A 25,339-nucleotide genomic window follows, 5' to 3' on the forward strand; every position below is an offset into this window, starting at 1 on the left:
GGACGGGTGACCACCGGATGCCGCACTCCTCAGAGGGCGCGCATCCGGTTGTTCCGGGGGTCGTGGGTGAGTTCGGCGAGGCCGAGCTCTTCGAGCAGCGGCGGCAGGTACATGCCGAAACGGCCGCGGTAGCCCTTGCGCAGGCCGTACCAGCCGCCGACCGGGTTGTCCTCGGAGCGCCCCCAGGCCTCCACCGAACCGGCCGGGGCGGGCTTCTGCTCGTCGGCGGCGCCAAGCGGCACCCATCCGTCGTTCTCGGTCTGCGTCTTCAGCCAGGCATGCAGATCGTCGATGGCGCGCGCCTGGTAGGTGAGTTTCGTGGAGCCGACCTGGCAGACCAGGATGGGCGGGTCGACGGTGTCGTCGCGGTGCATCGTGTAGGCGGAGGAGCCGGGGGGCGTCTTCAGCTCCCAGGGCTCGGCGGGGGTTCCGGTGGTCATAGCCGCATTGTCCTCCCTGAGGACCAAAGACCCTAGCGATCCGCGAATGCCCGCGTGTTAGCCTTGCCTAAGTAGGGCATGGAAAACGCGCTTGCCTTCTGACCGAAAGGGTTCATTTCGCGATGAGCTACATCCGTTCCCAGGCCTTCGAGGAGACCGGCTACGTCGTTCTCGACCGGTACGACCAGGAGGCCGACCCGAAGGAGTGGCTCGACCTCGAGTACGTCGACTGGAAGTCGTCGGGCGACACGCGATTCGCCCCGCTCGCGAGCGCATTCGGCGAGATGGAGTGCAACGGGTTCTGGAACCACACCCCGCCGCGCACCGACAAGGACGGCGTGTGGGTGGAGGCGAACGTCGCCAAGGCGCCGCACCTCAAGGCGCGGGCCGAGGAGCCCGGCGCCAACATCGGCCGCTGCCGCGTGATCGAGCTGCAGCCCAACGACTACGCCGAGGCGCTCTACAACCTGCACCAGGACGACAACAACCGTCTGAACCCCGACGGCACCGGCTGGATCGTGCGCGGCTTCTTCAACCTCTCCGACGACAAGGACTCCTGCATCATCCTGCGGGAAGACCGCTTCGACCCCGAGACCGAGGTGCGCATCGCGCTGCCGGCCGGCGCGCAGCTCATCGTCGACACCCAGCGCTTCTGGCACGCCGTGTGGCAGAAGGGTCCGGAGCCCCGCTACTGCCTCATCACCTCGTGGGAATCGGGGCCCGCCCTCGACGCCTACATCGAGAAGTACCACGGCAACCCGCACTCCGCGAGCCTGCCGCTGGACCCCGCCTTCGTGGAGGAGGCGCAAGCCCAGGTGCGCCGCCGCCTCGCCGAGCGCGCCGCCATCCTGGCCGCCAAGGGCAAGGCCGACCACGGGCCGGTCGACCCGGAAGCCTGATCCCGGCGCTCGTTCCGCGGGACTTTCGGCCCTGAGGCCGGGCCTCCGGCACGCCTACCGTCGGAGCATGAGCACCCGCCGGTCCAGCAGTGTCGCGCTCCTCGTCGTCGCCGCCTTCAACGCGCTCTCCGCGATCGGAGGCGGCATCGGATTGATCGCCACGAACGGGATGGGCGCGCCCGTGTCGTGGCTCGACGGCACGGCCTTCGACTCCTACCTCGTTCCGGGCCTCGTGCTGCTCGTCGTGGTGGGCGGCACCCAGCTCCTCGCCCTCGTGCTGCAGTGGCGTCATCAGCGCTTCGCGCTCGTGGCCTCGGTCGTGGCCGGCTTCGGCATCGTCATCTGGATCCACGTCGAAGTGGCGCTCCTCCCGGGCTACTCCTTCTTGCAGACGCTGTATTTCGCCACCGGCCTCCTGCAGCTCGCGCTGGTGCTGGTGCAGCTCGGCGTCCTCAGCCCCGCCCCGGCACGGCGTGGCTAGAGTTGAGGTGACGCGCACCCGACGTGCCCGCGCCGCCCGAGGAGGATCCGTTGGCCGACAGCGATCCTCTCTCGTTCCCCGACGGCCCGCGCTCCGAACTCGACCGGGCGCTGCGCGAACTCGTCGAGCGGGCCGGTGACGTCATGACCACGCAGGGCCGCCTGCGCGCCCTGCTGCGCGCCACCCAGGTGGTGGCCGAGGAGCTCGACCTGCCCGTGGTGCTGCAGCGCATCGTCGACGCGGCCGTGGAGCTGGTCGACGCCGAGTACGGCGCCATCGGCGTGATCGCACCGCAGGGCGGCGGGCTCGAGGAGTTCATCTACGTCGGGATGACGCCACAGCAGAAGGACACCATCGGCGAGCTCCCCGAGGGGCACGGTCTGCTCGGCGCACTCATCGCCGACCCCCATCCGATCCGTCTCACGCACCTCTCGGCCGACGGACGCTCCTCGGGCTTCCCGGCCGGGCATCCCGAGATGGACAGCTTCCTCGGCGTGCCGATCCGCGTGCGCGACACCGTGTTCGGCAACCTCTACCTCACCAACCAGCGTGGCGGCGCCTTCTCGGCCGAGGACGAGCAGCTCGTCTCCGCCCTCGCCGCCACCGCCGGCTCGGCCGTCGAGAACGCCCGCCTGTTCGCGGAGGCGCGCATGCGCGAGAGCTGGATGACGGCCTCCGCCGAGATCTCCTCGGTGATCCTGTCCGCCGGGCGTGACGCGGGCCTCGAGGCGCTCACCGCGCAGGTGCTCCGGCTGGCCGGCGCCGGCCGGGTCGCGGTGGTGCTGCCGACGCCCGACCCGGAGCTGCTGCAGGTGGCGGCGAGCGCCGAGCAGGCCGGCCGGGAGGGCGCGTCCGGGGCCGGCGCCACGGGAAGCAGCGCAGACGGGGACGGCGAGCTGCGCGCATCCGGAACGGCCGCCGCCGAGGTGCTCGCGCACGGTGTGTCGCGCGCGGCCGGGCCGGTGCTGTTCGGACGGCATGCCGCGGCGATCGGAGACGAGCACGGCCACGGCCAGTCGACCCCGCCCCGCCGCACGCACCAGCAGCCCGACACGGACCAGCCTGCCGACGCCTCCCCGCACCCGGCCACCTCCCCTCAGCCCGGCGCCGCGCACCGCCACGCGCTGCCCGGCGAAGCCGTCTCCGCGCCGGACGACGAGCAGATGGCCTTCGCCGCCGAGGCCCCCGAGCCGATGGCGCTCCACGACGACCGCCGGAGCGGGCCGCTGCTCGCGGTGCCGCTCAGCGCATCCGGAACCACCTGGGGCGTGATCGTGATCGCCCGCGCGCCCGGAGCGCGGCAGTTCACCGCCGCCGAGCAGGAGATCGCCGACGACCTCGCCGGCCGCGCCGGCCTCGCCTTCGAGGTGGCGCAGGCCCGCGAGGACCACCAGCGGATGCTGCTGGTCGAGGACCGCAGCCGCATCTCGCGTGACCTGCACGACCACGTCGTGCAGCAGCTGTTCGGAACCGGGATGCAGCTGCAGGCCCTCGTGCGCCGGCTCGGCGCCGGCGAGGAACCGGACACCGAGGCCGCCGCCGACACCATCTCCACCGCGGTGACCCAGATCGACGACAGCATCGCGCAGATCCGCACCGTCATCTTCGCCCTCGAGTCCTCCGGCAGCGAGGAGCAGCCGACCACGCGCCGGCGCCTGCTCGACCTCACCGATCAGGCCTCGGCCGCCCTCGTGCGCCGGCCGGCCGTGAGCTTCACCGGGCCGGTCGACCTCGTGGTGACGGGCGGGCTCGCCGACGACGTCGCCGCGGTGGTGCGCGAGTGCGTCACGAACGTGGTGAAGCACGCCTCGGCCACCCGGGTGTCGCTCGACGTGACGGCCGCCGACGGGCGGGTGGTGGTGACGGTGGCCGACGACGGCATCGGCCTGCTGCCGGCCGGCGAGAACGGCGGCCGGCGCAGCGGCCTGCGCAACCTCGAGCAGCGGGCGGTGCGCCGGGAGGGCTCGCTCACCGTCGACTCGGCGCCCGGCCGCACCTCGGTGCGCTGGAGCGTTCCCTTCCCCGAATTCGACGACGAGGAGTCACGATGATCCGGCTGTTCCTGGTGGACGACCACGAGATCGTGCGCCGCGGCGTCGCCGAGCTGCTCGGCGCCGAACCCGACATCGAGGTGGTGGGCGAGGCGGGCTCCGCGGGCGAGGCGCTCGGCCGCATCCAGGCCACCGCCCCCGACGTCGCCCTGCTCGACGTGCGGCTGCCCGACGGCAGCGGCATCGACCTCTGCCGGCAGCTGCTCTCGCGCCCCGGCGGAGCCGGCCCCGGCACACCGAACGGGCTGCGGTGCCTGATGCTCACGGCCTACGACGACGACGACGCCCTGCTCGCCGCGGTCGTGGCCGGCGCATCCGGGTACGTGCTGAAAGACGTGCGCGGCACGCGGCTGGCGGACTCCGTGCGCGCGGTCGCCTCCGGCCGTTCGCTGATGGACCCGGCGCTCACCCGCCGGGTGGCCGAGCGGATGCGCGCCCGCTCCGGCGAGACCGACCCCCGGTTCGCGTCGCTCGGCCTCCGCGAACGCCAGATCCTCGCGCTCATCGCCGACGGGATGACGAACCGGCAGATCGGCGAGCAGCTCTCGCTCGCCGAGAAGACGGTGAAGAACTACGTCTCCTCACTGCTGTCGAAGCTCGGCCTCGAGCGCCGCACGCAGGCCGCCGTGTTCGAGCTCGAGCACCGCCGCCCGAACTAGCTCCGCGTCGGCGGCGGGATGCGCCGCGGCCCACGGGACCTTCGGCCCTGTCGAGCGCTCCCGCCCCACGGGAGCATCGTGCTCGTGAACGATTTCCTCGATCCACTCCTGCTCTCGCGGTGGCAGTTCGGTCTCACGACCATCTACCACTTCCTGTTCATCCCGCTGACGATCGGCATGGTCACCGTCACGGCCGTCTTCCAGACCGCCTGGGTGCGCACGGGCAAGGCGAAGTACCTGCAGATCACGCGTTTCGTGGGCAAGCTCTTCCTGATCAACTTCGCCATGGGCGTCGTGACCGGCATCGTTCAGGAGTTCCAGTTCGGCATGAACTGGTCGGACTACTCGCGCTTCGTCGGCGACGTCTTCGGTGCCCCGCTCGCGATGGAGGGGTTGCTCGCCTTCTTCCTCGAGGCCACCTTCATCGGGCTGTGGATCTTCGGCTGGGACAAGCTGCCGAAGAAGCTGCACCTCGCCACCATCTGGATCACCGCCGTCGCCACCGTGCTCTCGGCGTTCTTCATCATCGCCGCGAACGCCTTCATGCAGAACCCCGTGGGCTACGAGCTGAACGCGGCCCGCGGCCGCGCCGAGCTCACCGACATCTGGGCGGTCGTCACCAACAAGGTGGCCCTCGCCGCCTTCCCGCACACCATCGCCGCCTGCTTCATGGTGAGCGCCGGGCTCCTCATCGCGGTGGCCTGCTACCACCTCTACCGCAACCAGCACCTCGAGACCATGCGCCCGCTGCTGAAGTTCAGCATGTGGACGATGGTGGGCGCCGGCATCCTGACCATCCTCACCGGCGACCAGCTCGGGCTCGCCATGGTGCAGACGCAGCCCATGAAGATGGCGGCGGCCGAGGCGCTGTACCACACCTCGACCGGGGCGGATGCCTCGTTCTCGATCTTCACGCTCGGCACACCCGACGGGGTGAACGAGCTGTTCAGCATCCGCATCCCCTACCTGCTCTCGTTCCTCTCGACGCACACCTTCACCGGCACCGTGGAGGGCATCAACGAGCTGCAGGCGCAGTACGTGCAGCTCTACGGCCCCGGCGACTACACGCCCACCATCTGGATCACCTACTGGTCGTTCCGCTGGATGATCGGCCTCGGCCTGGTGTCGATCCTCATGTCGGTCGCCGGCCTCTGGATCACCCGCAAGGGCCGCGAGCCCAAGCGCCGCTGGCTCTACCGCGTGGCGATCTGGACCTTCCCGCTGCCGCTGGCCGCGATGATCGTGGGCTGGATCTTCACCGAGATGGGCCGGCAGCCCTGGATCGTCTTCAGCCTGCTGAAGACCCAGGATGCGGTCTCCCCCGGCGTCACGGGCACCGAGGTGCTCATCTCGCTCATCGCCTTCACCGCCATCTACGGCGCCCTCGCCGTGGTGGAGTTCGGCCTCATCAAGCGCACCGCGCAGAAGGGGCCCGAGCCGATCGAGCCGGACACTCCGGATGACACCGCAAGCCGCCCCGTCGTCACCACCACGGTCTACTAGGAGACTCCGATGGATCTTCCCACTCTCTGGTTCTTCATCGTCGGCTTCTTCTTCGTCGGCTACTTCGTGCTCGACGGCTTCGACTTCGGCGTCGGCATGTCCTTGCCCTTCCTCGGCAAGGACGACACCGACCGCCGCGTGCTCATCAACACCATCGGCCCGGTCTGGGATCTCAACGAGACCTGGGTGATCGTGGCCGGCGCCGCCCTCTTCGCCGCCTTCCCCGAGTGGTACGCCACCCTGTTCAGCGGCTTCTACCTGGCGCTGTTGCTCATCCTGCTCGCCCTCATCGTGCGCGGCGTCTCGTTCGAGTACCGCCACCAGGGCTCGAGCTCGCGCTGGAAGGCCTGGTTCGACGGGATGATCGTGGTCGGCTCGGCCGTGCCCGCCCTGCTCTGGGGCGTGGCTTTCGCGAACATCGTGCAGGGCGTGCCGCTGGATGCGGGCCACAACTACACGGGCACCCTCTTCGACCTGCTGAACCCCTACGGCCTGCTCGGCGGCCTCACCACGCTGCTGCTCTTCTTCACCCACGGAGTCGTCTTCGTGGCCTTGAAGACCGAGGGCGAGCTGCGCGAGAGGGCACGCAAGCTGGCCGTGCGGGCGGGCGTGCTCACCATCGTGGTGGCCGCGGTGTTCCTGGTCTGGACGAACCTCGCCTTCGGCGGCGTCGCATCCTGGATCCTCGCCGCGCTGGCCGCGGTGGTGCTGATCGCTTCGGTGCTCTCGACGGTGCGCGGAGCCGACCGGCTCGCCTTCGGGCTCACCGCCGCCACCATCGGCCTCGCCGTGCTGAGCCTGTTCATGGCGCTCTTCCCGAACGTGATGCCGGCGTCGAACGACCCCGCCAACTCGCTCACCATCGCCAACGCCTCGAGCACGCCCTACACGCTCACCGTGATGAGCTGGGTGGCCCTCTGCGCGATCCCGCTCGTGCTGGTGTACCAGGGCTGGACGTACTGGGTGTTCCGCAAGCGCGTCACCCGGGCGCACATCACCGCCGCCGAGGCGGCGCACTAGACCCCGGCCGGGCGTGCGGGGAGTGCGCGTCCGGCCGGCCCTTCGGGGCTACTGGACGTGCGTCGGGTCCATCCAGAGGAAGTCCCAGTGGTGACCGTCGAGGTCTTCGAAGCCACGGCTGTACATGAAGCCGTAGTCCTGGGCGGCCTTCGGCTCCGTCGCCCCCGCGGCGAGCGCCTTCTCGAGGATCTCGTCGACCGCCTCGCGGCTGCCGAGGCCGATGGCGTTCCGCACCTCGCTCACCGTGGTCGCATCCGCGATCTGCTTCGAGGTGAAGGTCGCGTAGAACGGATGCGTCAGCAGCATGACGTAGATGGTGTCGCTGAGCACGACGCACGACGCGTTCTCGTCGGTGAACTGCGGGTTGATGGTGTAGCCCAGCGCCTCGAAGAAGGCCTTGGAGGCGTCGAGGTCTTTCACGGGCAGGTTCACGAAGATGTTGTCGGCCATGCGTTCAGTCTCGTGCGGCCGGCGGCCTGTGTAAAGAAGCCCGGATGTCGGCGGCCGGCTCTACGCTGAATCCCATGGCCACCAGATCCTCCACCGCGTACCGCTGCACCGAGTGCGGCTGGCAGACGGCGAAGTGGGTGGGCCGCTGCGGGGAGTGCCAATCGTGGGGCACCGTGGTCTCGGCAGCCGAGAACGAGGGCATCAGCCGCGCAGTGAAGGCGACGGTCCTCGACGCGGCGCGCATCGCCCGGCCGATCACCGAGATCTCCTCCGACGTGGCCTCGCACTGGGCCACGGGCATCGGCGAGTTCGACCGCGTGCTCGGCGGCGGGCTCGTGCCGGGCGCCGCGATCCTGCTCTCGGGTGAGCCCGGCGTCGGCAAGTCGACCCTGCTGCTCGAAGTGGCCGCGAAGGCCGCCGAGGAGCACCTGCGCGTGCTCTACGTCTCGGCCGAGGAGTCGGTGTCGCAGGTCAAGCTCCGCGCCGAGCGCACGCACTCCCTCTCCCCCACCCTCATGCTCGCGGCCGAGACCGATCTCGCGACCGTGCTCGGGCAGATCGACGCGGTGCAGCCGCATCTCGTCATCGTCGACTCCGTGCAGACGGTCTCCTCATCGTCTCTCGACAGTGCCGCCGGTTCCCCCACGCAGGTGCGCGAGGTGGCCTCCTCGCTCATCCGCGTGGCCAAGGAGCGCTCGCTGCCCGTGCTGCTCGTGGGGCATGTCACGAAAGACGGCTCGATCGCCGGGCCCCGGGTGCTGGAACACCTCGTCGACGTGGTGTGCCAGTTCGAGGGCGACCGGCAGACCTCCCTGCGCTTCGTGCGTGCGCTCAAGAACCGCTTCGGGCCGACCGACGAGGTGGGCTGCTTCGAGATGACGGCCGACGGCATCGCCGAGGTGCCCGACCCGAGCGGGCTGTTCCTCTCCCGGGGGTCGGATGCGGTGTCGGGCACCTGCGTGACCGTGGCGCTCGAGGGCCGTCGCGCGCTCCCCGTGGAGGTGCAGGCGCTCGTGGTGTCGACACCCTCCCCCAACCCGCGCCGGGTCACCAACGGGGTCGACTCCTCGCGGGTGGCGATGATCCTCGCCGTGCTCGAACGACGGGCCCGCATCAAGCTCAGCGAGCAAGACGTCTACGTGTCCACCGTCGGCGGCGTGAAGCTCACCGAGCCTGGGGCCGACCTGGCCATCGCGCTGGCGCTCGCCTCCGCCGCGAACGACCGTCCGCTGCCCCACGACCTGGCGGCGTTCGGCGAGATCAGCCTCGCGGGCGAAGTGCGGCCGGTCTCGTCGAGCCGGGTGCGGGCATCCGAAGCGCGCCGGCTGGGCTTCACGCGCATCATCGACGACGAGGTGCAGCAGCTCGTGCGGGCACTCGGCCGGGCCTTCGGCTAGGTCGCACCCTCACGGGTTCAGGGAAGGGCGCGAAGGGCGTCAACGAAGCGGGCAGCCGCGAGGGCAGGGGCGGTACGGGCGGCGAAGTCGCGCGCGGCGGCCCTTGCCTCCGGGCCCTCCGCCGCGATGCCGTCGAGGGCGGTCACGAGGTCGACGGGCTCCTCGAAGTCGACGGGATGCACCCACGGCTCCTCGAACAGATAGCCGAGCGAGGGCAGAGCCGACAGCAGCACCGGCACCCCGAAGGTCGCCGCGAGATACACCAGGCTCGGGTTCAACGCGGCCCGGTAGGGCAGCAGCACGGCGTCGGCGGAGCGGAACCAGTACTGCGTGTCGTCGGAGGGCACGTAGCGCAGGAACGGTTTCACGCCCTCGAAGTCGAACAGCGCGCGCAGCTCGTCATCGGTGAAACCGGGGCCGATCTCGCCCGCCACGAGCAGCACCAGGTCCGGCCGGCGGGCGCGGGCCCGCATCACGTCGTCGAGCACACGCTCGACACCCTTGTAGGGGCGGATCGTGCCGAAGAGCAACAGCACCTCGGCACCGGGGGCGATGCCGAGCATCCGGCGGGCCTCGTCGCGATCGACCGTGTCGGCGAAGAGTCCACGGTAGCTCGGGTGCGGCTGCACCACCGTCTTCGCCTCCGGCAGCGGGTAGTCGCCGGCCACGAGGGCGCTCGTCTGCGGGTTGAGAGTGATCACGAGGGCGGCGCGCTGCACGATGCCGCGCGAGAGGCGCAGCTCGGCCTCGCGGAAGCGCAGCTCGTGCGGCAGCGTGTTGTGCACTGTCCAGACGAGGGTGCCTCCGCGCGTGATGAAGTCGTCGAGGGCGGCGAGGAAGGCGTCAACGGCGGCCTCGGCCTCCTCCGCAGTCTCGGCGGCATACTGCACGATCGGGGCGGTCCAGTTGAGGTGCAGGATGCGCTCGGTCGCGCCGTTCCCGCCGGTGGCGGCCGTTCCGTCGCTCGCCGCAGGCTCGGCGGTGACGGCTCTGCCGGCGGCGGCGCTGTCGGCCGCGTCGGTGCTCGCGCGGTGCACCTGGGTTGTGTGCGCGGCGGTGCCCCCGGCGGTGTCCGTGGCGGCCAGCTCGGCGAACAGTTCTGCCACGGTGCCGGGGGCCACGAGTGCGAAGTCGGGCCCGAGGTCGCCGTAGACGATCGACTGGAACGGATTGTTCGGGTAGTACGGAAACGCGATCACCGTGCGCGGAAGCACGTCAGGCCGACCACCGAACGGGTGCCGCAGCGCAGCCAGCACGCGATGCGGGAGACTTTCGTGCGCGAGCGCACCCGGATCGACAGCGGTCTCGCCTCCCGGCGTGGCGGCGCTGCCGGGCGTGGCGTCGGCGTCGGCGTCGGGCGCCGCAACGGCGGCACCGCCCGCAGCGGCACGCTCGGCGTGGTGGCGGGCCAGCGAGGGACCGAGAACGCCGACGCGCGGCCCTGAGGCGATGTCAGCCAGGTCGAGCAGCAGCAGGCGCTCCTCCTCGGTGCGGCGCTGCCACTCGCGCTCCGGCACGAGCTCGAGCACCCGTCGGGCGTACCGGCGCAACGCGGCCTGCGTGCCGTCCGGGGCCGACGCGGGGTGAGCATCCTGAATCGACGCCCAGTAGGTGGCCGCCTCGAGCAGCCGGCCGTCGTCGTCGCGCAGGGCCTCGGCCGCCGCGCGCTCCCCCTCGACCGCGCCGGCGAGTGCCGCCCGCTCGAGTGAAGCGGAGTGCCCGGCCACCCAGTGAGCAGGATCGGACTCGGCGGCGGTCGCCGGGGCGTCGTCGGGCACGGTCGTCACCGTCTCCATCTCGTCTGCGGGACTGGCGGGGTGGTCTTCACGCTACACGCGCCGCGGCTCAGACGTGGGGAACGAAAGCCTGCCAGGCGAGTCGGCGAGAGGCCCGCGGGTCGTTCTCGACCCGGTCGATGGTGTCGAAGATCAGGGTGGCGCGGTCGGTCTCGTCGTAGGGCGGCCAGGCCTCGTCGTCGACGCGGCCGTCGCGCGCGAAGGAGAGCCAGTGGGCGCGCATCCGCCGGCTCGTGGCGAGGAACGCGCGACGGCCGCCGAGGGAGGTCATGGTGCGGCCGAACCAGCTGTGCATCCGGTCGAAGACGGCGTAGAGCTCGAGCCCGTGCGTCGCGTCGAAGCCGGCGAGGCGCACGAGCCGCGGCGCGATGTCGAAGCGGTAGAAGTGCACGGGTTGGTAGCGGGAGTGCCGCTCGGCCACTTTGACCGTGGGGTACCAGAACGCGTAGTCACCGCCGAAGTCGGCCGCGGGGCGTTTGGCGGGCAGCCCCGGGTACTCGGCCTTGATGGCCTTGCGCGCGCCCTTCTTGGTGCGGGCGAAGATGGCGCGGATGCGCTTCGGCGTGGTGGCGAGGATGTCGAGGCGGCCCGTGAAGAGAGAACCCTCGCGGTCGTTCGTGCCGATGAGGAGGGGAACCGGATGCGCGCGCCCCTCCTTGAAGGCGTCGAGCGGGCGTTCGGGCAGGAAGTCGCCGTCGATCACCGGGGAGAGCACGATCGTGCCGGGGTGGGCATCCGGAGTGCGCAGGGTGAGCGCCACGCACGCCTCGACCAGCTCGCTCGCGGCAGCGTCGGCGAGCACGCGGCCGGCGATGTCGTCGGAGGTGGATTCCACGCCGTCGGTGTCGATGGACTCGGTGAGGAGTTCCACGAACTCCTCGGCCCAGAGCGCCGCCATCTCGGGCAGGTAGATGGCGTTCGGCGGTGAGCTCTGGGCGATGGCGCGCGCGAAGAGGCCGGAGGCGGCAGGCGTGGTCATGAGCGTCGTGACGGCGTTGGCGCCGGCCGACTCGCCGAACAGGGTGACGTTGCCCGGGTCGCCGCCGAAGGCCGCGATGTTGTCGCCCACCCACTCGAGGGCGGCCACTTGGTCACGCAGGCCCAGGTTCGACTCCAGCGGTCGCTCGGGCGTGGAGTAGCGGGTGAAGTCGAGGTAGCCGAGCGGCCCCAGCCGGTAGTTGAAGCTCACGTAGACCACATCGCCCTCGCGCACGAGGGTCTCGCCGTTGCGCGGATACTCGGCCGAGGAGCCCACGCTGTAGGCGCCCCCGTGCACGAACACCATGACGGGCAGGCGCACCGCGGGGCTCGCGGGCCGGATGACGTTGATGGTGAGGCAGTCCTCCGACATCGGCGTGGAGCGGGAGGCGCCGATGAAGTTGCCGTCGCGGGACTGCATCGAGATGGGCCCGAACTCGGCGGCGTCGCGCACGCCCTCCCAGGGCAGCACGGGCTGCGGGGCCCGGAACCGCAGCGCGCCGATGGGCGGGGCGGCGTAGGGGATGCCGCGCCAGGTCTCGAGGCGGCGGCGCATCCGGCCCCGCACGGCGCCCCCGGTCACCTCCACGTCGAGCGAGGAATCGCTGGAGCGCGGGCGCCGGGTCGTCGCGCGGGTCTCGCGCGGGTCGCGCGTGGGGGCGGTCACGCCCGAATGCTAGCGCGGCGAGGTGAACGTCGGCCGACGAGGTCCATCAACTCAGGATGAACTGCTGCGAGTTCGTGGAGTCGATGCCGGCCACGCGCACGTTGAGATGGTAGGAGGCGCCGCCGGCCGGCACCTGCGGCAGGTCGGTGGAGGCGCAGGTGGACGTGGAGGAGCGCGTGCGGTTCCAGGTGAACGGCGTCGACGTGACCGCCACGCCCGGTTCGAGCACGGCCTCGGTGTCGGAGGGGTTCGTCTGGCAGTCGGTGGAGACCCAGTAGGTCTCGGTGCCGCTCGTGATGGTGTAGATCTGCTGCGAGGTGCCCGCGTTGATCTTGCAGGGCTGCGAGCCCGTGTTCGTGATGCTGAACGAGAGCTGCGGCATCACACCGGCGGCGTAGGTGGTGGCATCGGTGACGGGAACCACCGAGATGTTGCCGCCGGCACAGTCGGCCACCGTGCCCGGAGGGGTGGTCGAGGAGGTGTCGACGGTGCCGGGCGTCGAGGTGGCGGCCGGGTCTGCGGGAGGCGCGGCCGCATCCGTCGCCGCCGCCGAGTCGCTCGGCGCCGGAGCGGTGGCCGCGTTGGGGTCGGCCGCGCCGGAACCCGGCCGCACCACGATCAGCACGACGATGGCGATGATCGCCACGAGCACGAGAAGAACGACCAGCCGACGGCGCCAGTAGACCTTCTTGGGCTGGGGCCCGACCGGATGCCTGATCGTCGACATGCCCTCAGGGTAACGACCTGATGCCCGACTACGCGGTCACACCGCCGTGAGTCGCGAGTCCGAATGCTTCGAGTTCGCTGTCATCGAGCAGGCGCGAGCGGATCATGAACCGCTTGCCCTCCGGCGCCTCGATCGAGAATCCGCTCCCGCGGCCGTCGACGAGGTCGATGGTGAGGAAGGTGTACTTCCAGTACTCGAACTGCGACCTGGACATATAGACCTCCACGGGGTACATGCCGTCGACGTGCAGGGTGCCGATCAGGATGTCGGAGGCGCCCACCCGGAACATCCCGACGGGGTAGCACATCGGCGACGAGCCGTCGCAGCAGCCGCCCGACTGGTGGAACATCAGCTGGCCGTAGGTGGCGGCCAGGTGCCGCAGCATGTCCGCTGCGGCACCCGTCACATCCACCCGGGAGAGCGCGGGGGCGCCCTCGGCCGGGGACTCGCTCATCAGAAGAATCCCATGGGCCCGTCGGCGTAGGACACCAGCAGGTTCTTCGTCTGCTGGTAGTGGTCGAGCATCATCCGGTGGTTCTCGCGCCCGATGCCGGACTGCTTGTAGCCGCCGAAGGCCGCGTGCGCCGGGTACTGGTGGTAGGTGTTCGACCACACGCGTCCGGCCTGGATGGCGCGGCCCGCCCGGTAGAGCTGCGAACCGCTGCGCGACCACACGCCGGCGCCCAGACCGTACAGGGTGTCGTTGGCGATGGAGATGGCGTCGTCGTAGTCGTCGAAGCTCGTGAGTGCGAGCACCGGCCCGAAGATCTCCTCCTGGAAGATGCGCATCGAGTTCTGCCCCTCGAACACCGTCGGCTGAACGTAGAAGCCGCCGGAGAGCTCGCCGCCCAGGTCGGCCCGTTCGCCGCCGATGAGCAGCTTCGCGCCCTCCTGCTTGCCGATGTCCATGTAGCTGAGGATCTTCTCGAGCTGATCGTTCGAGGCCTGTGCCCCGATCATCGTCGACACGTCGAGCGGGTTTCCCTGCTTGACCTTCTTCACGCGCTCGAGTCCGTCGGCCACGAAGCCGTCGTAGATCGAGCGCTGCACGAGCGCGCGCGACGGGCAGGTGCAGACTTCGCCCTGGTTGAGCGCGAAGAAGGTGAAGCCCTCGAGCGCCTTGTCGTAGAACGAGTCCTTCTCGTCGGCCACGTCGGCGAAGAACACGTTCGGGCTCTTGCCGCCGAGTTCGAGGGTCACCGGGATGAGGTTCTCGCTCGCGTACTGCATGATCAGGCGGCCGGTCGTGGTCTCGCCGGTGAACGCGATCTTGCGGATCTTCGGATGCGACGCGAGCGGCGCCCCCGCCTCGATGCCGAAGCCGTTCACGATGTTGAGCACGCCGGCGGGCAGCAGGTCTTCGATCAGCTGGAGCCAGACGTGGATCGAGGCCGGGGTCTGCTCGGCCGGCTTCAGCACGATGCAGTTGCCGGCGGCGAGCGCCGGGGCGAGCTTCCAGACGGCCATCAGGATGGGGAAGTTCCAGGGGATGATCTGCCCGACCACACCCAGCGGCTCGTGGAAGTGGTAGGCCACGGTGTCGTTGTCGAGCTCGCTGATGCCGCCCTCCTGCGCGCGGATGCAGCCGGCGAAATAGCGGAAGTGATCGATGGCGAGCGGGATGTCGGCGGCGAGCGTCTCGCGCACCGGCTTGCCGTTCTCCCAGGTCTCGGCCACGGCGAGGAGCTCGAGGTTCGCCTCCATGCGGTCGGCGATCTTGTTCAGGATGACGGCGCGCTCGGCGACGCTCGTCTTGCCCCAGGTCTCGAAGGCCTTCCAGCCGGCCTCGACCGCACGGTCGACGTCGGCAGCGGTGCCCCGGGCGACCTCGGTGAAGATCTGGCCGGTGATGGGGGTGGGGTTCTGGAAGTACTGTCCGTTGGCCGGCGGCACGTACTCGCCGCCGATGTAGTTGTCGTAGCGCGGTTTGAACGACATGACCGCGCCGGCGGTTCCGGGGTTGGCGTAGACGCTCGGCGCGGCGGCGGGGGCCGCCTGCTGCTGTTCGGTGTCGCGATCGATGATGGTCATTGCTGCTCCTTGTCGACGACGGTGTCGGTTGCGCACGACGCTACGCCGGGCGAGGTTGCATCCGGTTGCGGCCGGTTCGCACGGCGCCCGGCACCGGCGCGGGGAATGCCGGCGCCCCGCCGCCGCTTGAGGAGTTGCATGACGACCGTCTCGGGAACCGCGGATGCGCATCCGCTCTCCGCGTTCCTGGCGAGCCTGCGGCTGACCGCCACGACGGTCGGCAGCACCGCTCTCCCGGCCGGCCGGCAGCAGGCCTTCGACGGCGATGAGATCGCCCTCCACCTGCTGGTCGCGGGCGACGCCTGCATCGCGGCCTCGGGCGAGTGCTCGATCGTGCGGCCGGGCGATCTGGTGGTGCTGCCGCACGGCGGCGAGCACACGATCACGGCGATCGGCGACGCCCAGCTCACCACGGCACGCCTGCGGATCGACGGCGGCCCGTTCGGCACGCTCCTGGCCGGAGCGCTTCCCGCCCTCCTGATGTCGTGCGCGGCCGCCGACGCCGATCCGGTGGTGGCCGGCGTGGTGACGGCGCTCCAGGCGGAGCAGCTCGGCGCGCGCCCGGGCTCGGCCACCGTGCAGCAGGGGCTCGCGGCGGTGCTCGCCGCGGCCGTCATCCGCCGCTGGGTCGAGACGAGCTGCAACCCCGCCGACCCCGAGTGGAGCCTCACCCTCCGCGACCCGCACATCGCTCGTGCCGTGGAGGCCATCCACGCCGAGCCGGGGGCGCCGTGGACGGTCGCCGACCTCGCGCGGCTGGCCCGGTCCTCCCGGTCGGCCTTCTCCGAGCAGTTCCGGCGCACGGTCGGAGAACCGCCGCTCGGCTACCTCGCGCGGGTGCGGATGGAGCGGGCGAAAGTGCTCCTCGCCGGCGGTGGCGACGGCGCGAGCGGCGGCTTCAGCGTGGGCGAGACCGCGACCCTGCTGGGCTACCGCTCCGACGAGGCCTTCAGCCGAGCCTTCCGCCGCCACGCCGGCGCGACCCCCAGCGCCTGGCGCCGCGCCGCCCGCTAGGAGCTCGTCACGCCCGGGTGCGGCGCTGCTTGAGGGTGCTCAGGAGCACGGCGCCGGCGAGCACCGAGACACCGCCCGCGAGCACGGCGGTCTGCACGCCCACACCGTCGACGAGCAGGCCTCCGACGATCGCACCCATGGCGATGGCCACCTGGAAGGTCGCCGCCTGCAGTCCGCCCACGCTCTCGAGGCGGTCGGGCTCGGCCCGCGCCATCCAGGTCATCAGCGTGGTGGGCATCCCGCCGAAGCCGAAGCCCCAGAGCGCGACGGCGGCGAGCAGCCCCACGGTCGATCCGCCCGCGACGGCGAAGAGCAGCATGGCGGCCCCGAGCACGAGCGGGAACAGCAGGATGGCCACGCGCATCCGCCGGTCGGCCACCGGGCCGGCTGCGAGGTTGCCGGCGAAGGCGGCGACCCCGTAGACGAGCAGCAGCAGGGCGAGCCCGGAGGGTTCGACGCCGCCGATCACCTCGGCCGCGGGCCGGATGTAGGTGAAGCCGGTGAAGTGGCCCGCCGCGACCAGAGCGGTGGCGATCAGGCCCAGGATGATGAGGCGCGAGCGGAGTGTGGCCAGCAGCGGGCCGAAGCCCGGCGCACCGTTGGGCGCCACCGACGGCAGCACCGCGGCCTGCACCGCGAAAGCGGCCACGCCGACGCCGGCCGCGAGCGCGAACACGACGCGCCAGCCCCACACCTCGCCCAACCAGGTTCCGAGCGGGATCGCCGCCACCGTGGCGAAGGAGACGCCCATGTTGACCACGGTCATCGCGAGGCCGAGACGACGGGCGGGCACGAGCCGGGCCGTCATCGCGATGGCGAGCGCCCAGAACCCGCCGAGGGCGACGCCGAGGAGCACGCGGGCGGCCAGCAGCACGGGGTAGTTCGGCGCGAACGCGACGAGCAGGTCGGAAAGAACGGCCAGCGCAGTGAGGCCGAGCATCACGTGCCGGCGGTCCAGGCGCGGCAGGAGGACGGGCAAGGTGATGCCGGCGATCGCGGCCACCACCGCGGTGACGCTCACCGACTGACCGGCGAGCCCCTCGCTCACCCCCAACTCCCCCGCGATGCGAGAGAGCAGGCTCGCCGGCAGGAACTCGGCCATCACGATGGCGAACACGCCGAGCCCGAGCGAGACGACACCCGCCCAGGATGCGCGCCGCTCGGCGGGTTCGGCACCGCGAGCCGAGTCGCCCACCGCGGAGATCGCCCCGGTGCCGGGGAAAGTCTGTGTGTCTGTCATGAAGGGTGCAACGCATCCCGTGCCGGAGTGATCCGACCGATCGTCGCCGGAACGGTGCCGATCGTCCGCCGCGCTCGACCGTGCCGACGACGCGGCGGCGGATCGGGCTCAGGCCTCCCGGGCGAGACGCTCGAGCTGCAGCACCACGCCGGCCCGCCGCGGCGAGCGCGCGGGCAGCAGCCGAAGCGCCGCCGTCCACACCTCGGCGTCGTCCGAGCCGTCCTCGGTGGCGGCGTAGTCGAGCAGCACGTCGACGGCGGCGTCGCTCAGGATCGCCTCGCGCAGCCGAACCTGCAGCACGGCGCGCAGCTCGGCGATGCCGGGGGCGTCGGAAGCCGGAAGCAACCGCCCCCGGTAGGCGGCGAGCGCCACCCGGTGCGCGCCGCGGTCGAGCAGCGACACCACGTGGTGGGCGTCGAGCTCGACCGGGGCCGACAGACGGTAGGGCCGCGACTCGATGTCGAATCCCACCCCGCTCGCCCGCAGCAGCCGCCGCAACCGCACGATCTCCGCGCGGAGCGTGACCGACGCGGAGTCCTCCCCGTAGACCTCCTCGGCGAGCCGTGCGGCCGAGAGCCCCTCGCGGTGCCAGGCGAGCAGCGTCACGATGTCGGAGTGCCGCGCGCTCAGCTCCACGTGGCCGGCCGGGCCGGTGAGCTCGCCCGTCTCCCGCCCGAGCACGTGCATCGACACGCGAGGCCGGGCGTGGGCGAAACCGGTGATGCGCATCCCGGGCGTGCGCGTCGCCGGGCGCGTACCCGCATCCCGTTGCGCCTGCAGCCGCAGCACCATCAGCTCGGCCTCCGCGGCGGCGGCCGTGGCCTCGATCAGCGGCAGCGTGTGCGGGTCGACCGCGCGCGCGTCGCCGGTGATGTCGATGACGCCCAGGATGCGCCGGGTCTCGGGGTCGTGCACGGGGACCGCCGTGCAGCTCCAGCCGTGCACGAGCCGGTTGAAGTGCTCGGCGTCGTGGATCTGGATGCCGTGGTCGAGCTCGAGCGCCGTGCCCGGGGCCGAGGTGCCCACCCGCTGCTCCGACCATCCGGCGCCCTCGACGAAACGCATCTGCTCGGCCCGCCGTTTCGAGGCGCTGTCGCCCTCGACCCAGAGCAGGCGGCCCATCTCGTCGCCCACCGCCACGAGCAGCCCAGAGCCCTCGGCGTCGCGCACGAGCAACTTGCGGATCACCGGCAGCACCGGGGCGAGCGGATGTCCGAGCCGCCAGTCGCGCAGTTCGTCCTCGGACACCTCGAGGCCGGGGAGCCGCTCAGGATCGATGGCGTGGTCGCGGGCCCGGGCCCACGACTCGTCGACCACGCGGCGCGGACGACCGGTGAGGAGCTCGAACGGGCGCGCCAGCCAGGGACTCGACATGGGTCACCGCCAATCGTCGTCGATCGTGGGATGCGCGGGGCGCGCGCTGCCCTCAGTATCGCCCCGCGGGGCGGTGGCGTCCACCCGGAGCTCGCCGGGAGCGTGAGCGGGAGCCGGACGGCTGCCGGCGTCTCAGCGGTGGGCGGCCGGGTCGTGCAGCTCGAAGTCGCTGACGGTGGCGCAGTCCTCGCCGAAGACGAAGTCGCCGAGCACGGGTTCACCCGCGAGCACGGCCGGGAGCCAGTGCTTCGCGTCGTCCCACATCGCATCGAGCGGCAGTTCGTCGAGCGGGTACCAGGCGGGCGACACCTCGTCGGACTCCTGCGGTTCGCCGCTCCAGCGGGAGGCCACGAACACCGTCGAGTCCTGGCTCCAGTTCTCGCGATACGGGAACGCGAACTTCACGAGGCCCATCTCGGTGAGATCTGCGGGGGCGACGACGAGGCTCGACTCCTCCTCGATCTCCCGCACGATCGCCTCGAGCGCGGTCTCGCCCGGCTCGATCTTGCCGCCGAGGCCCACGATGTTTCCCGAGCCGAGGCCGGTCTTCTTGCGTCCGAGCAGCACCTCGGTGCGGCCGTCGGCGCCGAGGCGCGTGAGGAAGGCCACACAGACCTGATAGGGCGAGACGGGAGACACCTGAGGATGATAACTCGCCCATGTGTTCGGCATGTTTCGGCTCAGCGCTCGGGTGCGGGGCGCTCCGCGGCATCGTGGATGTCGGCCGCGGGGAGTATTCTGCGGGCCATGAGCACATTCACGGATCCCCTCGAGCCCGAGTCGTTCGAGCACAACAACCAGCACCCGGAGGTCGACGAAGACGAGGAGCAGGACTCGTTCGACAAGCAGGTCGAAGACGAGTTCAAGGAGTTCATCGGCGAGGCCTCCCCCACCGACGGGCCCGCGCCCGCCGGCTGAACGACGCCTCCTCCTCCCGGCGCCCCGCGCACACCGATGACCCATGACCGCTGACGCGGTGACCGGCTCGACTCCGAGCGACCCCCGACTGCCCCTGCCCGGCGCCTCGGCCGTCGCAGCGAGCGGCGACGGCGACTCCGCGGTGCGGGTCCGCCTCCAGCGCGAGCGCGACGAGGCGGCCGAGCAGCTCGCCGCGCTCGCGCGGGCGATGGAGGCGCTCCGCACGGTGCGCGAAGCCTCCCCCGACGACGACGAGCACGACCCCGAAGGCCCCACTCTCTCGAGCGAGTGGTCGCAGTTGCGCGGGCTCGAGATCGCCGCGGTCGCGCGCTTGGCCGACGCGGATGCCGCCTTCGAGCGCCTCGAGCAGGGCCGCTACGGGGTGTGCCTCTCGTGCGGCCGCCCGATCGCGCCGGGGCGCCTGGAGGTGCGGCCCGCCGCCGCTCTGTGCGTGGAGTGCGCGGCTCGCGCATCCTGAGCCTGTCGTCGGTCGAGTCGCACCGCCGGCGCCACCAGCGCCCACTCGCGGGCGGGCGGCGAGGACGCGGCCAGCGGAGTGCTCAGCGCCGGGGCGAGGATGCTGCCGAGTCGGCGTCGTCGCCGCCGAGCTCCCAGGGCAGCGGTCCTTCGAACTCGATGGGCTCCTCGGGCGGGGTGTCGAAGCCACCGGGCCGCTGCACGCGGCCGAAGAAACCCATCTGGTTCGACTTGGGCAGCGACGATTCGGCCGCCTCCTCCTGCTCGGGAGTCTCCTCCGGCGACCGCCGGCCGAAGTAGCGGGCGCGCAGGCGCTCGTTGAAGCTGCGCTTCTCCGGTTCGTCGTGGCTCATGGCGGTCTCCGTCTCAGGGATCGTGGTGCGGGCTCGCCCGCTCAGCGCAGGTGCTTGAGCATGCGCGTGTTCCCGAGCGTATTCGGCTTCACCCGCGCGAGATCGAGGAACTCGGCCACGCCTTCGTCGGGCGAGCGCACGAGCTCGGCGTAGACCTCGGGGTCGACGAGCGAGAGCGGGGAGGCGATGTAGCCGTTGCGCTCGAAGAAGGGCACCTCGAAGGTCAGGCAGAACAGGCGGGAGAGACCGAGCTCGAGCGCATCCTGCTCGATCTGCGTCAGCAGGGCGCGGCCGACCCCCTGGCCGAGCCAGTCCTCGTGCACGGCGAGAGTGCGAACCTCGCCGAGGTCTTCCCAGAACACGTGCAGGGCGCCGCAGCCGAGAGGGGTGCCGTTCTCGTCTTCGGCGATGCGGAACTCCTGCACCGCCTCGTAGAACACGACGGCGTCTTTTCCGAGCAGGATTCGTCGCTGCACCAGGGGTTCCACGAGGCTCTGGATCCACGGGACATCGCTGGTGCGCGCCCGCCGCACGGTGACGACGGGCTGCGTCTTGCTCGAACTCATCGCACCAGCGTATTCGCCTTAACGACGCAGATCCGTCACTTTCGGCTCTTCCCCGAGGGGTTTTCGAGCCGAAAGTGACGGATCCGGGGGTCGGGTGCTCTTAGTCCAGGTCGCCCAGGGCTGCGGCGGCCGCGGCGGCCGAGGCCTGCTGCGTGTCGCCGGCGCCGATCGCGGCGACGCCAACGGGCTCACGCGAGGTCTGCGTGAAGACGAAGGCGCCGTCGGCGAAGTCGACGTGCACGTGGTCGCCCGCGTTGAGCTCACCCTGCAGGATGCGCTCCGACAGCTGGTCCTCGACCTCGTGCTGCATCGCGCGGCGCAGCGGCCGGGCGCCCAGAGCGGGGTCGAAGCCGACCTCGATCAGGCGCTCCTTGGCGGGCAGCGTCAGCTCGATCGTCATGTCGCGGTCGAGCAGGTGGTCGCGCAGGCGCTTGATGAACAGGTCGACGATCTGCAGCAGCTCGACCTTGTTCAGCTGCGGGAACACGATGGTGTCGTCGACGCGGTTGAGGAACTCCGGCTTGAAGTTCTTCTTCAGCTCCTCCGAGACCTTCGCCTTCATGCGGTCGTACGAGGTCGACTCGTTGCCCGACACCTGGAAGCCGATCGGGCTGCCCGTGATGTCCTTGGTTCCGAGGTTCGTCGTCATGATGATGACCGTGTTCTTGAAGTCGACGACGCGACCCTGACCATCCGTCAGACGTCCCTCCTCCAGAACCTGGAGGAGCGAGTTGAAGATGTCGGGGTGGGCCTTCTCGATCTCGTCGAACAGCACCACGGAGAACGGCTTGCGGCGCACCTTCTCGGTGAGCTGACCGCCCTCTTCGAAGCCGACGAACCCGGGAGGGGCACCGAACAGCCGCGAGACCGTGTGCTTCTCGCCGTACTCCGACATGTCGAGGGAGATCAGCGCGTTCTCGTCGTCGAACAGGAACTCGGCGAGCGCCTTGGCGAGCTCGGTCTTGCCGACACCCGTGGGGCCGGCGAAGATGAACGAGCCCGAGGGGCGCTTCGGGTCTTTCAGACCCGCACGCGTGCGGCGGATGGTGCGCGAGAGGGCCGCGATGGCCTCGTTCTGGCCGATGACCCGCTGGTGCAGGGCCTTCTCCATGAACACGAGCCGAGCCGACTCCTCTTCGGTGAGCTTGAACACCGGGATGCCCGTGGCCTGAGCCAGCACCTCGGCGATGAGCCCCTCGTCGACGATGCCGGAGGTCTGAACCTCGCCCGACTTCCACTGCTTCTCCAGGCGCAGTCGCTCGCCGAGGAGGTTCTTCTCCTCATCGCGGAGCGAAGCGGCCTTCTCGAAGTCCTGGTCTTCGATCGCGGCTTCCTTCTGGCCGCGCACGGCGGCGATGCGCTCGTCGAACTCGCGCAGCTCCGGCGGGGCCGAGAGGATCGACAGACGCAGGCGTGCGCCGGCCTCGTCGATCAGGTCGATGGCCTTGTCGGGCAGGAAGCGGTCTTGCACGTAGCGGTCGGCGAGGTTCGCGGCGGCGACGATCGCGCCATCCGTGATCGACACCTTGTGGAAGGCCTCGTACTTGTCGCGCAGGCCCTTGAGGATGTTGATCGCGTGGGGCAGCGAGGGCTCGGCCACCTGGATGGGCTGGAAGCGGCGCTCGAGCGCGGCATCCTTCTCGAAGTGCTTGCGGTACTCGTCGAGCGTGGTGGCGCCGATGGTCTGCAGCTCACCGCGGGCGAGCAGTGGCTTGAGGATCGAAGCCGCGTCGATGGCGCCCTCGGCCGCACCGGCGCCCACCAGGGTGTGGATCTCATCGATGAAGGTGATGATGTCGCCGCGGGTGCGGATCTCCTTCGTGACCTTCTTCAGGCGCTCCTCGAAGTCGCCGCGGTAGCGCGATCCGGCGATCAGCGAACCGAGGTCGAGCGTGTAGAGCTGCTTGTCCTTCAGGGTCTCGGGCACGTCTCCGCGCACGATCGCCTGGGCGAGGCCCTCGACGACGGCGGTCTTGCCGACGCCGGGCTCGCCGATCAGCACGGGGTTGTTCTTGGAGCGGCGCGAGAGGATCTGCATGACCCGCTCGATCTCCTTCTCACGGCCGATCACCGGGTCGAGCTTGTTGTCGCGCGCGGCCTGGGTGAGGTTGCGGCCGAACTGGTCGAGGATCTGCGATCCCTTGTCGGGCGCCTGGTCGTTGCCGCCGACGGCGACCTGCTCCTTGCCCTGGTAGCCCGAGAGCAGCTGGATGACCTGCTGGCGAACCCGGTTGAGGTCGGCGCCCAGCTTCACGAGAACCTGGGCGGCGACGCCCTCGCCCTCGCGGATGAGCCCGAGCAGGATGTGCTCGGTGCCGATGTAGTTGTGGCCGAGCTGCAGCGCCTCGCGGAGCGAGAGCTCGAGCACCTTCTTCGCGCGGGGCGTGAAGGGGATGTGCCCGGTGGGCTGCTGCTGACCCTGACCGATGATGTCTTGAACCTGCTCGCGCACGGCGTCGAGCGAGATGTTCAGCGACTCGAGCGCCTTCGCGGCGACCCCTTCGCCCTCATGGATCAGGCCGAGCAGGATGTGCTCGGTGCCGATGTAGTTGTGGTTGAGCATCTTGGCTTCTTCTTGCGCCAAGACGACGACACGACGGGCTCGGTCGGTGAATCTCTCAAACATGTCTGTCTCCCTGGTCGCCAGGGCCGGAGGATGGCGACCGTTAGGAAGAGACTAACCAGGCGAAGGGCCGGGAACAGCCCCTGTTCGCCGTGGGCGTGAACGGATCAGATGGTGACGGCCGGCGCGGAGCCGGCGGGGCGCTCGCCCACGTACTGGTCGGAGCCGAAGCCGAGGATGGGGTAGCCGATGAAGGGCAGCGGCCAGAACAGCAGGAAGAAGCCGAACGCCCCGCCCTTGCCGAAGTTGCGCGCGACGCCGAGCGCCACGATGATGCCGATGACGATGTTGACGATCGGGATGATGTAGAGGATCCACCACCAGCCCGGCTTCCCGGCCACCTTGCACAGCGTGTAGATGTTGTAGAAGGGGATGATCGCCGCCCAGCCGCGACGTCCGGCCTTGAGGAAGGTCAGCCACATGCCCACGACGATGAGCACCCAGATCACGAAGCTGAACAGCGACGACACCGGGTCGAACTGGTAGCTGTACGAGTACGACGACGTCTCTGCGAGCACGGACGTGAACATGGAATCCCCCCGGATGGTGCGGTGTCGATGGCGAGCCGATGATCGCCCCCGATGGATTCTAGCGGGGTCGCGGACAATAGGATGCCGGTGTGAGCAACCTCGAGAAGCAGCCCGCAGAGACGTGGGCAGAGCCGGAACCGGCTTCCGCCGCCCTCTCGCCGCATCCCGAGATCATCACGGCGCGTGAGGTCCCTCTCGGCGGCCCGCGCGCGATGACCGTGCACCGCACCCTTCCGAGCAAGCAACGCACCCTCATCGGGGCCTGGTGCTTCGTCGACCACTACGGGCCCAGCGACGTGTCGGTGACGGGCGGGATGGTCGTGCCGCCGCATCCGCACACCGGGCTGCAGACCGTCAGCTGGCTCTTCGAGGGCGAGATCGAGCACCGCGACAGCGTGGGCAGCCATTCCTTCGTGCGGCCGGGCGAACTCAACCTGATGACGGCGGGGCGCGGCATCTCGCACTCCGAGATCTCGACCGAGGCCACCACCACGCTCCACGGCGTTCAGCTCTGGGTGGCTCTGCCGGAGCACTCGCGCCGCACCGAGCCCTTCTTCGAGACGCACGCCGCCGTGCCGCTGCGACTCGGGGCCGCCGACATCCGCGTCTTCGTGGGAGAGCTCGGTGGAGCATCCGTCGGGGCGACCACCTTCACGCCCCTCGTCGCCGCGGAGATCCGGCTCTCCTCCGGTGGGCGCACCGAGATCCCGTTGCGGCCCGACTTCGAGTACGGCGTGCTCGTCGACACCGGGGCCGTCACGATCGACGGCAGCGCCGCCATCCGCACCGAGCTCGCCTACCTCGGCCCCGGCCGCACGAGCGTCAAGCTCTCCACCGGCCAGAGCTCCGCGCGCCTGCTGCTGATCGGCGGCGCACCGTTCGGCGAGCAGGTGCTGATGTGGTGGAACTTCGTCGGCCGCAGCCACGACGAGGTGGCCGAGTACCGTGCGCAGTGGCAGCAGGAGTCGGGCGCCGAGCCGGCGACGGATGCTCCCACCCCGACGACCCCGGATGCCGCGGCCCGGCCGGGGCGCCGCGCCCGCCACGCGCGCCCCCGCTTCGGCGAGACCGACCACCACTACGCCGGCGACCCGCTGCCCGCGCCCGAACTGCCCACGGTTCGGCTGAAGCCGCGCCCCTGAGCC

The 25,339-nt window shown here is 70.7% G+C and carries 25 protein-coding genes; 11 read left to right on the forward strand and 14 right to left on the reverse strand.

The features are described from left to right. Window positions 1–29: 29 nt before the first annotated feature. Entirely contained in the window at window positions 30–440 is a 411-nt protein-coding gene (locus VD659_RS12185) for a DUF6855 family protein (RefSeq protein ID WP_423261336.1), read from the reverse strand. A gap of 122 nt (window positions 441–562) precedes the next feature. Here VD659_RS12185 and VD659_RS12190 point away from each other — a divergent pair, with 122 nt between their 5' ends. From VD659_RS12190 to cydB, 6 genes are all read left to right on the forward strand, one after another. Continuing rightward, complete coding sequence (locus tag VD659_RS12190; RefSeq protein WP_423261337.1) at window positions 563–1,339, forward strand: hypothetical protein; 777 nt, start codon at window positions 563–565, stop codon at window positions 1,337–1,339. Between the two features lie 67 nt (window positions 1,340–1,406). Continuing rightward, a complete protein-coding gene (locus VD659_RS12195) occupies window positions 1,407–1,820 on the forward strand; it encodes a hypothetical protein (RefSeq protein WP_423261338.1) in 414 nt (137 codons plus the stop codon). Window positions 1,821–1,870: 50 nt separating this feature from the next. Further along, entirely contained in the window at window positions 1,871–3,871 is a 2,001-nt protein-coding gene (locus VD659_RS12200) for a GAF domain-containing protein (protein ID WP_423261339.1), read from the forward strand. Continuing rightward, window positions 3,868–4,530, forward strand: coding sequence for a response regulator (locus VD659_RS12205; RefSeq protein ID WP_423261340.1), 663 nt, complete (start codon window positions 3,868–3,870; stop codon window positions 4,528–4,530). Before VD659_RS12200 ends, VD659_RS12205 begins: the two co-directional genes overlap by 4 nt. An 84-nt stretch (window positions 4,531–4,614) precedes the next feature. Further along, window positions 4,615–6,033, forward strand: coding sequence for a cytochrome ubiquinol oxidase subunit I (locus VD659_RS12210; RefSeq protein WP_423261342.1), 1,419 nt, complete (start codon window positions 4,615–4,617; stop codon window positions 6,031–6,033). Between the two features lie 9 nt (window positions 6,034–6,042). After that, a complete protein-coding gene (gene cydB / locus VD659_RS12215) occupies window positions 6,043–7,053 on the forward strand; it encodes a cytochrome d ubiquinol oxidase subunit II (protein WP_423261344.1) in 1,011 nt (336 codons plus the stop codon). Window positions 7,054–7,101: 48 nt separating this feature from the next. On the opposite strand, the gene VD659_RS12220 is transcribed toward cydB, so the two are convergent. Continuing rightward, window positions 7,102–7,503, reverse strand: a complete 402-nt coding sequence (locus tag VD659_RS12220; protein WP_423261345.1) for a VOC family protein — start codon at window positions 7,501–7,503, stop codon at window positions 7,102–7,104. A gap of 74 nt (window positions 7,504–7,577) precedes the next feature. Here VD659_RS12220 and radA point away from each other — a divergent pair, with 74 nt between their 5' ends. Then, window positions 7,578–8,900, forward strand: a complete 1,323-nt coding sequence (gene radA, locus VD659_RS12225; RefSeq protein ID WP_423261346.1) for a DNA repair protein RadA — start codon at window positions 7,578–7,580, stop codon at window positions 8,898–8,900. Window positions 8,901–8,917: 17 nt separating this feature from the next. Here radA and VD659_RS12230 read toward each other — a convergent pair whose 3' ends face one another. Genes VD659_RS12230 through VD659_RS12250 form a run of 5 tightly spaced genes read right to left on the reverse strand, consistent with a single transcriptional unit; the run spans window position 8,918 to window position 15,099 of the window. After that, window positions 8,918–10,687: a glycosyltransferase gene (locus tag VD659_RS12230; protein WP_423261347.1), complete on the reverse strand. Its 1,770-nt coding sequence runs from the start codon at window positions 10,685–10,687 to the stop codon at window positions 8,918–8,920. A 58-nt stretch (window positions 10,688–10,745) separates the two neighbouring features. Continuing rightward, complete coding sequence (locus tag VD659_RS12235) at window positions 10,746–12,341, reverse strand: carboxylesterase/lipase family protein (RefSeq protein ID WP_423261348.1); 1,596 nt, start codon at window positions 12,339–12,341, stop codon at window positions 10,746–10,748. 46 nt (window positions 12,342–12,387) lie between these two features. After that, entirely contained in the window at window positions 12,388–13,068 is a 681-nt protein-coding gene (locus VD659_RS12240; protein WP_423261349.1) for a hypothetical protein, read from the reverse strand. A gap of 28 nt (window positions 13,069–13,096) precedes the next feature. After that, the gene (locus VD659_RS12245) at window positions 13,097–13,522 is read right to left on the reverse strand and encodes a DUF779 domain-containing protein (protein ID WP_137837389.1); all 426 of its coding nucleotides are present in this window, start codon (window positions 13,520–13,522) and stop codon (window positions 13,097–13,099) included. After that, window positions 13,522–15,099: an aldehyde dehydrogenase family protein gene (locus tag VD659_RS12250; RefSeq protein WP_423261350.1), complete on the reverse strand. Its 1,578-nt coding sequence runs from the start codon at window positions 15,097–15,099 to the stop codon at window positions 13,522–13,524. Before VD659_RS12250 ends, VD659_RS12245 begins: the two co-directional genes overlap by 1 nt. Window positions 15,100–15,237: 138 nt before the next feature. Here VD659_RS12250 and VD659_RS12255 point away from each other — a divergent pair, with 138 nt between their 5' ends. Beyond that, on the forward strand, window positions 15,238–16,113 hold the full coding sequence (locus VD659_RS12255) for an AraC family transcriptional regulator (RefSeq protein WP_423261351.1): 876 nt from the start codon (window positions 15,238–15,240) through the stop codon (window positions 16,111–16,113). 7 nt (window positions 16,114–16,120) lie between these two features. Here VD659_RS12255 and VD659_RS12260 read toward each other — a convergent pair whose 3' ends face one another. From VD659_RS12260 to VD659_RS12270, 3 genes are all read right to left on the reverse strand, one after another. Continuing rightward, complete coding sequence (locus tag VD659_RS12260; RefSeq protein ID WP_423261352.1) at window positions 16,121–17,353, reverse strand: MFS transporter; 1,233 nt, start codon at window positions 17,351–17,353, stop codon at window positions 16,121–16,123. Between the two features lie 108 nt (window positions 17,354–17,461). After that, window positions 17,462–18,727, reverse strand: coding sequence for a GAF domain-containing protein (locus VD659_RS12265; RefSeq protein WP_423261353.1), 1,266 nt, complete (start codon window positions 18,725–18,727; stop codon window positions 17,462–17,464). 132 nt (window positions 18,728–18,859) lie between these two features. Continuing rightward, window positions 18,860–19,366, reverse strand: a complete 507-nt coding sequence (locus VD659_RS12270; RefSeq protein WP_423261354.1) for an 8-oxo-dGTP diphosphatase — start codon at window positions 19,364–19,366, stop codon at window positions 18,860–18,862. Window positions 19,367–19,474: 108 nt separating this feature from the next. Here VD659_RS12270 and VD659_RS12275 point away from each other — a divergent pair, with 108 nt between their 5' ends. Together VD659_RS12275 and VD659_RS12280 are read left to right on the forward strand one after the other, a co-directional pair. Continuing rightward, window positions 19,475–19,645 carry a hypothetical protein gene (locus VD659_RS12275; protein WP_171010790.1) on the forward strand — a complete coding sequence of 57 codons (171 nt, stop codon included), beginning with the start codon at window positions 19,475–19,477 and terminating at the stop codon, window positions 19,643–19,645. 43 nt (window positions 19,646–19,688) lie between these two features. Next, window positions 19,689–20,123, forward strand: a complete 435-nt coding sequence (locus VD659_RS12280; protein WP_423261355.1) for a TraR/DksA family transcriptional regulator — start codon at window positions 19,689–19,691, stop codon at window positions 20,121–20,123. Between the two features lie 82 nt (window positions 20,124–20,205). Here VD659_RS12280 and VD659_RS12285 read toward each other — a convergent pair whose 3' ends face one another. The 4 genes from VD659_RS12285 to VD659_RS12300 all read right to left on the reverse strand — a co-directional run bounded on the left by VD659_RS12285 (window position 20,206) and on the right by VD659_RS12300 (window position 24,194). After that, complete coding sequence (locus VD659_RS12285) at window positions 20,206–20,475, reverse strand: hypothetical protein (protein WP_423261356.1); 270 nt, start codon at window positions 20,473–20,475, stop codon at window positions 20,206–20,208. A gap of 41 nt (window positions 20,476–20,516) precedes the next feature. Then, the gene (locus tag VD659_RS12290) at window positions 20,517–21,041 is read right to left on the reverse strand and encodes an amino-acid N-acetyltransferase (RefSeq protein ID WP_137837382.1); all 525 of its coding nucleotides are present in this window, start codon (window positions 21,039–21,041) and stop codon (window positions 20,517–20,519) included. A 100-nt stretch (window positions 21,042–21,141) separates the two neighbouring features. Beyond that, a complete protein-coding gene (locus VD659_RS12295) occupies window positions 21,142–23,667 on the reverse strand; it encodes an ATP-dependent Clp protease ATP-binding subunit (protein WP_423261357.1) in 2,526 nt (841 codons plus the stop codon). Between the two features lie 104 nt (window positions 23,668–23,771). Further along, window positions 23,772–24,194: a DUF5684 domain-containing protein gene (locus VD659_RS12300; protein ID WP_423261358.1), complete on the reverse strand. Its 423-nt coding sequence runs from the start codon at window positions 24,192–24,194 to the stop codon at window positions 23,772–23,774. 89 nt (window positions 24,195–24,283) lie between these two features. Here VD659_RS12300 and VD659_RS12305 point away from each other — a divergent pair, with 89 nt between their 5' ends. Further along, window positions 24,284–25,336, forward strand: a complete 1,053-nt coding sequence (locus VD659_RS12305; RefSeq protein ID WP_423261359.1) for a pirin family protein — start codon at window positions 24,284–24,286, stop codon at window positions 25,334–25,336. The last annotated feature ends 3 nt before the right edge of the window (window positions 25,337–25,339 follow it).

The sequence above is a fragment of the Herbiconiux sp. 11R-BC genome (assembly GCF_049472555.1).
Classification (GTDB): Bacteria; Actinomycetota; Actinomycetes; order Actinomycetales; family Microbacteriaceae; genus Herbiconiux.